General features: G+C 38.4%; 6 protein-coding genes. 5 read left to right on the top strand and 1 reads right to left on the bottom strand.

All coding sequences use genetic code 11. The features are described 5' to 3' along the window. The first annotated feature begins 41 nt into the window (after positions 1–41). The 5 genes from ACJ751_RS06100 (at position 42) to ACJ751_RS06080 (ending at position 7,103) form a co-directional block, all read left to right on the top strand. Positions 42–911 carry a helix-turn-helix domain-containing protein gene (locus ACJ751_RS06100; RefSeq protein WP_407744490.1) on the top strand — a complete coding sequence of 290 codons (870 nt, stop codon included), beginning with the start codon at positions 42–44 and terminating at the stop codon, positions 909–911. A gap of 430 nt (positions 912–1,341) precedes the next feature. After that, positions 1,342–2,271: a hypothetical protein gene (locus tag ACJ751_RS06095; protein ID WP_407744489.1), complete on the top strand. Its 930-nt coding sequence runs from the start codon at positions 1,342–1,344 to the stop codon at positions 2,269–2,271. 1,238 nt (positions 2,272–3,509) lie between these two features. Continuing rightward, positions 3,510–4,463, top strand: coding sequence for a hypothetical protein (locus tag ACJ751_RS06090; RefSeq protein WP_407744488.1), 954 nt, complete (start codon positions 3,510–3,512; stop codon positions 4,461–4,463). Between the two features lies 1 nt (position 4,464). After that, complete coding sequence (locus ACJ751_RS06085) at positions 4,465–5,748, top strand: amidohydrolase family protein (RefSeq protein ID WP_407744487.1); 1,284 nt, start codon at positions 4,465–4,467, stop codon at positions 5,746–5,748. Positions 5,749–5,792: 44 nt separating this feature from the next. Then, entirely contained in the window at positions 5,793–7,103 is a 1,311-nt protein-coding gene (locus ACJ751_RS06080) for an alkaline phosphatase D family protein (protein WP_407744486.1), read from the top strand. Between the two features lie 62 nt (positions 7,104–7,165). Here ACJ751_RS06080 and ACJ751_RS06075 read toward each other — a convergent pair. Then, positions 7,166–7,395, bottom strand: a 230-nt coding sequence (locus ACJ751_RS06075; RefSeq protein WP_407744485.1) for a hypothetical protein, incomplete at its 5' end; no start/stop codon positions are given.

Raw genomic sequence — 7,395 nt, 5'->3', positions numbered from 1 at the left:
TGAAGTAGCTTTAGCATTTTTTCAAAATACACCTTAAAAAAATGGTAATCGACTATAAAAAGTTTGATCTGTTTGGAAAATCATTCATTCAAAAAGTGGTTTTGAAACCGCCTTTTGAATTTGCATTCCCTGTTTCGGAACAAGCCTGCTTTTTATATATGCTGGAAGGCGAGATGCAATATCGGTTTGATGATGAACATATAAATATTCCAACCAATTATTCATTATTTCTGAATTGCATCAACTCCGGAAAACAAATTCACCATTCAAATTCAAACAGTAATGGTGAAATTGTTATAGTTACTTTTCATCCCGATACGTTAAAGAAAATATATGACAGAGAGCTTCCTCAGTTGCTTCAAAAGCCACAAAATAAAGTATCTAACCTGTCAAGTGAAAAAATAAATAACGACTTTCTGATACAAAAATATATTGAAGGTCTCCTGTTTTATTTTGAAAACCCCTCTCTGGTAAATGATGATATTTTGATTTTAAAATTGAAAGAAATCATCCTCCTGCTAGCACAAACACGAAATGCTGAAAACATACAAGTTGTATTATCTCAACTTTTCTCGCCGGCTAAATATACTTTCAAACAAATAATTGAAGCACACCTGTTTTTACAAGTTGGGATCGAAGAACTGGCACGCAAAACCAATTTAAGTGTTTCATCATTTAAGAGAGAATTCATAAAATTGTATCATGACTCGCCTGGCAATTATATTAAAACCAAAAGGCTTGAAAAGGCTGCCCAACTGCTTTTAGCTTCTGATAATCGCATAACGGATATTGCCTTTGATTGCGGATTTAATGATCTGGCAAATTTTACTAAGAGCTTTCGCGATAAATACAATATTACGCCAACCAATTACCGGTTAAAGTCAAATAACACATCCTCTAAAAATCTATAGAAAAATGCAGCCAAACCCTGTTGGCGCTTTACCGACTACCTAATCAATAATCCTAAAAACGCCCCTGATCTTTTTAAGATTCAGGGGCGTTCTTTCCTGAACCCAATTACCAAATAATTGACCTGATTCACAAAACCCAGCTGTCTTTTGTATTTCAATTTTGCCTTGTCAGGCCTGAAGCCTGGCGGTATTACCCATCTTGAAAGGTAAAATCTAACAATGAAGAAGATCATCTATTTCAGCTTGCTAATGCTGTTCAGCCTTAGCGGCTTCGCCCAAAATGAAAAATCCGCTAAAGGACATGATAACAATCCATGGTACTCAGCTTTCGGAAAACAAATAAGTTAATACAATGAAATTATTAAAAACTAGTCTTCTCGTATTGAGTTTACTGGAATCATTTTGTACAATGTCCCAAAATATGATCAGTATGAATTCAGTACATCCAATAGCTGATACGGCAAGCGCCAGTAAACAAGAACTGGCCATTCGCTATCCGGCACTTAGGCAATTCAATGTAGTAACCTATGGCTATGGCTATGGAAATTTCGATGCAAAAATTAACGATCAGGATTTTGCCAGTGGGAAGACAAAAACTTTTCGTACAAGCTCTTTTATTAATACGCCGGCTCTGCAATGGAGTGGTAATGCCCTCTCAGCGACTATATTTTATACTTACACTTCCACCCGGCTTAAAGATAATATCAATTATCTGTCTGATCCTAAAATCACTCCGTTAACATCTGATAAAAGCACCTTTGATCTGGCTTTAAATTATTCCAGATCTGATAAGATATTCCATCACCCTATTATTTATTCAGCGATTGTAAACTTTATTTCCGACCATTTAAGAAGTGCCCGCCGCTTCAATTTTAACGGAAGTTTCAGCCTGCCGCTCATTAAAAAAGAGAATACCTCGCTGTCTGTTGGTGCACTGTTTCTAATAGATCCTTCTTCGCCATCACCGGTGCTGCCCATCGTCAATTACTATCATAGATTTACTTCGTCGAACATCGAATTGATTGTTGACCTCCCTACAGGTATTAACCTGAAAAAGCAAATCGTTAAAAACACCTGGGTGTCGGTTGGTTCCAACCAGAATTCGTATTCTACGTTTTACAACAGCCATGAAGGTTTGTTAAATGGTAAGGTGAGTTACAATACAATTGAGGTAAGAAGCGGACTGCTATTTGAATACCTGTTTGCAAAAAAGCTTATCCTGGGGTTAGGCGGCGGTATAAATAATACGGTCTCCTCCAGATTGTTCAAAGATGGAGAACGCTATAACAACCCCACTGTAATGAGTAATAATAGATCTGTTCCTTACGTAAACCTGGGCCTGTCTCTATTACCTTTTTAAGCCAAAGCGGGTTGGCACATCCACAGCTAACTCTGCTGGCAACATATTAAATCATTTTTGAGCCAAATTGCCAAAAGAACGGGCTAACTGACAAAATCCCCTCTTAATTTCCCGGGTAATTTTGTAGTGTCAATTGTGATAAAATAATTTAAACTAAAAAATTATGGGCTTATCGAACTTAGGAATTTTACATACAATTATCGGCATCATTGCTATCGTAACTGCAATCATATCTTATGTACGGTTCGGAAAAATAAATTTAACGCATAGTACCGGTAAAATATACTTTTACGGAACTGTCATTACTTCAATAACTGCATTGGGATTATCTAAACTCGGAGGTTTTAATGTGGGGCATGTTTTTGCTATTTTCATTGTAATCCTGGTATTAACAGCATATTATCTACATACCAAAAAGCAAGGGAATAACAAAGCCCGTTATTTTGAAAACTTCTTTTTGTCGTTTAGTTTTTTCCTGTCATGGCTGCCTACGGTCAATGAAACATTAACCCGCATTCCGGTCGGGCATCCCTGGGCAAAGAATATAAGTGACCCTGTAATAGGAAGAACACTCCTTTCTATTTTAATACTGTTCATAATAGGTTCAATTTATCAATTCAGGAAACAAAAGAAAATGAATAATTTACGGCCTGGCAAATAACAAAGTATACGTCATCCGCAGGAAGTGAACTCGCATCCGAATTTGGCATTAAAAGGGGGCTGGTTTATTCCAAAGCCCACTTTCTCGACTAAATCAAACCTTAATGTGCGATTCAAAATTATACACATAACAGAGAACATATCAAGAAGTGAAGTTGTATATGCCAGCAATGCCCTGAAACTCTTATCTGTAAATAATTTTAAGGCTTTTATCTTTCAACTTTGCCCAGGTGTTTTAATAATAACTGCAGTTCACTACTATCCATATGATCACACTGCACATCCAGTGTCATACAGCAGCGATATATATTCATCCCCAAAATACCGTGTCTTAACTTAACGACATGGGTGAAAACACCTTTTTTGTTTTCCCAGGCAAGATTAGGTGTAAAAACGGCTTTTCAGACATTAAAAAGACGCTATATTGAAACCTATATAAGCACTTGTCAGCTTATCAATTATAGCTTAATTGGCGCTTTCAAAGTACCAGCAGAAAGGCCATTTATTTGACAAAAATCCCTTCCGCCCTAAGAATAACGCACCGATATTCTCCTATTTACTCACCTAAATACGTTGACATGGATGTTCTAAATATTCCCCTTGTCCAGGTAATGCTGTCTGTCATTATCAGCTGGGCACTTTTCGCCATTTTTATAAGTCTCATCCAGGAATCAATAGCCCAAATCATGGCAGAACGGGGTCGATTTCTGAAGGCCTATTTACTCAAGCAGTTACAAGACGATTCGAATGGCATCAATTGGGCCAACCTCGTCTATCTACATGGTGCTGTAGACCTGCTTACCCGAGAAACAAACAAACCAACCAACGACATCAATCCGCGCCTTTTCGCCGAAGTGTTAATCGAAGTGGTGGGCAGCGCACATATCGTTCAGGCAACCCTACAGAAAAACAACTATGTCAATCCCACTTTGGCTAATTTCAAAAGTGCTATGCAAACACTAAAACAAAGTGATGTGACCTCGTTTCTGCGACTTTCTATGAGCAATGCAGAATTACAATTGAATACCACCACACCCGATGCTATTGAAAGTGGCATCTACAACCAACTGGCTTTGCAGATCGAGAACTGGTACAAGGAATTCGTCGAGCGTGTCAATCTCTGGTACAAAAAACGGATGCGAAAAAAGCTGTTCATTATCGGCTTGATCCTTAGTATCATTATCAATGTGGACAGCATACAGCTGTTTAATTATTTCAGGGTAACACCCAAGTCAAGAACGGCGGTCGTGAATTACTACACTGAATATATTGCTAATACTGACAGTTCCCATTCGGCTATCGACGCCAAAACCGCTATTACCCAGGAAAGTCTGGATAGTCTTGTTAAAGTAGCGGACCTACCAGTGGGTTTCGACTACAGCATTTTCAAGGCTTATCCCAAAAGGAATACCAGGTTCTTTGTTTGGAAAATAGTCGGCTTTATCATTACTGGTTTTGCCGGGTGTTTTGGCGCCCCCTTCTGGTTCGACGTGCTCAAGAAGGCCTATTCAAAAAATATAAAACTCTCCTGATATGCAGTATTACAATGTACACAGTCATATGTTCACGATGAACAATGCGCCGCAGAAATTTTTGCATCTATATCTCCCCGGAATTCTTGCTAACGCGATTGACAAGATCACTAATGTGCAAGCCGGTTCAGTGGCCGTTCAGAAACTCCTGAAGACTTTTGGCGGAAACGGCGGTAACCGGTACGCAAGCTTTCTTAAAATTGGGAAAAGTACCGATCAACTCGAAGTATTTAAAACGCTGGCCGCACAATACCCGGACGACACCAATTTTAAATTCGTCGGCTTGACTATGGACATGGAAAAATGCGGGGCGGGCCCTTCTCTTTCAGGTTATGAAGGCCAGCTGGAAGAAATAATCGGTGTGAAAAAACGGTATCCGGACAGGTTATTGCTTTTCCTGGGAATCGATCCACGATGGAAAGTCACTGGGAAAGAACTCCTGGATACGGTCAAATTGTATTTTGAAACAAAAGTACCTGTTTCCGAAACCAGATCAGTGTATCCGTTTATTGGGCTCAAAATATATCCCAGTATGGGGTTTTATCCTTTTGATGAACGCTTGATGGAGACACTCTCCTGGGCAGCTGAAAATGAAGTCCCGGTTTTAAGCCATTGCAATTTTTTAGGCGGTATATACAACAACGACGAACGTTTTATAGACAGCATCCTTTCTTTCCCGGATCCATATAACAATAAGGCCATCTACCCAGCTGGCGGAGTCAATTATAAAAAACAGAAAAGTTTGGGTCAATGGCTCCTGGGAAGACAAAAAGCCAATAACAACCTCAACAAATGCTCCTGGCTAATGGAGCCGAATGCTTTTGAAAGTATGCTGTCCAATAGTCAACTCAAAAAACTTAAACTCTGTCTCGCCCACTTCGGAGGTGGAAACCAGGTAAAGGCATTTATCGACGGACCTAAGGCGTCAAAAGAAGAAGCAGCTCCTTATGGAGTTCTGCAAAAGAACTGGTTTACACAAATCCGGGATATGATGCAACATTTTACCACCCTTTATACGGACATCTCATATGCATTACAGGATCGAACCATTCATGACCAACTTATTGCAGAAATAGTTAAAAGTGAATATGGAAACAGGATTATGTACGGCACAGATTACTTCCTGACCGAAAGAAAAGGGCCAGAACATGAGACATATACTGTTTTCAAGCAAAAAGCTGTTACCACTCCAATTACTAATGACTTAACCGCCTGGGACCAGGTTGCCAGTAAGAATATTGACAAATTCCTAAACAGCAGGTTTTACAACGGGACGGTTATTTAATAAATAAGATGTAAAAAAGAAAACCTGTTTTAAAAACAAAAAATATGGTACAGCTTATTATTGGTCATGTAACAACGAGCACCGCAAAGATTTGGGTAAAAGCTAATGGGGTTGCAATAAAAGCAACAGTGACATTAACTCCGGCACAAAATAATAAACAGGGAAATAAACAAAAGATCAATGATCTTCACTTGTTGGCCGATAGGTATTACACAGGTGTAACAGAATTTACCAATCTTGACCCCGACACGCTTTACACCTGTAAAATTATTTTCGATCAAAAAGTAGAAACGCTTGTAGAAGGAACCTTGCGAACCATGCCTATAGAAGTGGATGAAATTAATTTCCTGCTCGGTAGTTGCCACTTATCGTTGTTTACAGATCATGTTAGTCCTGAATTTAAAAGAATTGACGAAATAGCAAAGGATGAGAAGAGCAGGTTTATATTAACCTGTGGCGACCAGATGTATATTGACACTGCAGTACATCCTTTTTGGATAACAAGCAGAGATGGTTATGCTGAACGTTATGAAGAAACCTGGCATTCACTGGAATTAAAACAAGTCTTTGGAAACCTTCCCCAATACATGCTCATTGATGATCACGAGATATATAATGATTTTATCAATGAGAACTTAAGCCGGAAACAGCAGCAATTATTCAGCTGGGCCTCCGATGCCTACAAGATCTTTCAGCATGCACATAACCCAGGCGATCCCGATAGATTTTATTATTCATTCGATTGTGCGCATGCCGTATTTTTTGTAATGGATGCCAGAACAGAAAGAACGGGGAATTATTTAATAAGTAATGATCAGTTTGATACACTAACGAGTTGGATAAATGATACAGTTACAAAAGATAAAATTAAAATTATAGTAAGCTCCGTTCCATTGATCACGCAACTGGACCAGGCACAACAAAATGATAAATGGAGTGGTACAAAATATTATGAACAGCGAGATAAGATTTTAAAAGTATTGATGGGGGCGTCTAATAAAAAAATTGTGTTTCTCTCTGGCGATATACATTTGTCGTCTCATGCTTACATAACTTATGAGGCGAATGGTAAAACCTACAGGATCAATGAGCTTATTTCAAGCCCGATCAAACAGGCACAGTTTAATATTTTACATGATGAACCAAATGGTGTATTAATCGTTAACAAAAATCCTTATGATTATTTTCTTTGTAAACATATGGGATACCCTGTAAAGAAAGGCGAGATGAGACTTCCTTTAAGAAATAATATCATGAGTATTTCTGTAAAAACCGACCGGCTGTCTTACAAAGTGTATGCGCTTATTGGTAATGAAATGTTATTTGAAAACGAGGTACTGTTTGAAGAGCCCTAGATTGTCGAACTATTGGTTGGAGGATTTAATGAAGTTTAACAACATAAACGTACTTATCCGGTTTATTGGTAATTACCATGTGTTGATGGATAACAAATGATCCCATCTCTTTTTACTATAAAATCGAGCACACCCTCGTAAAGGTTTAAAGTAACCGGGTTATTATTGACAAATTTTGTATCCATTTTTCCCGTCGTTGCATTGAATGTTACAATGACTGGTGAAAGCATTATAGATCTATAAGTGGCGTAGATCTTGTCTTTGGCAAAAACTAAATTGGAATAATCTGTGC

It is taken from the genome of Niastella sp. (assembly GCF_045805085.1).
Lineage (GTDB): Bacteria > Bacteroidota > Bacteroidia > Chitinophagales > Chitinophagaceae > Niastella.
This window is presented reverse-complemented; position numbering and strand designations above follow the sequence as displayed.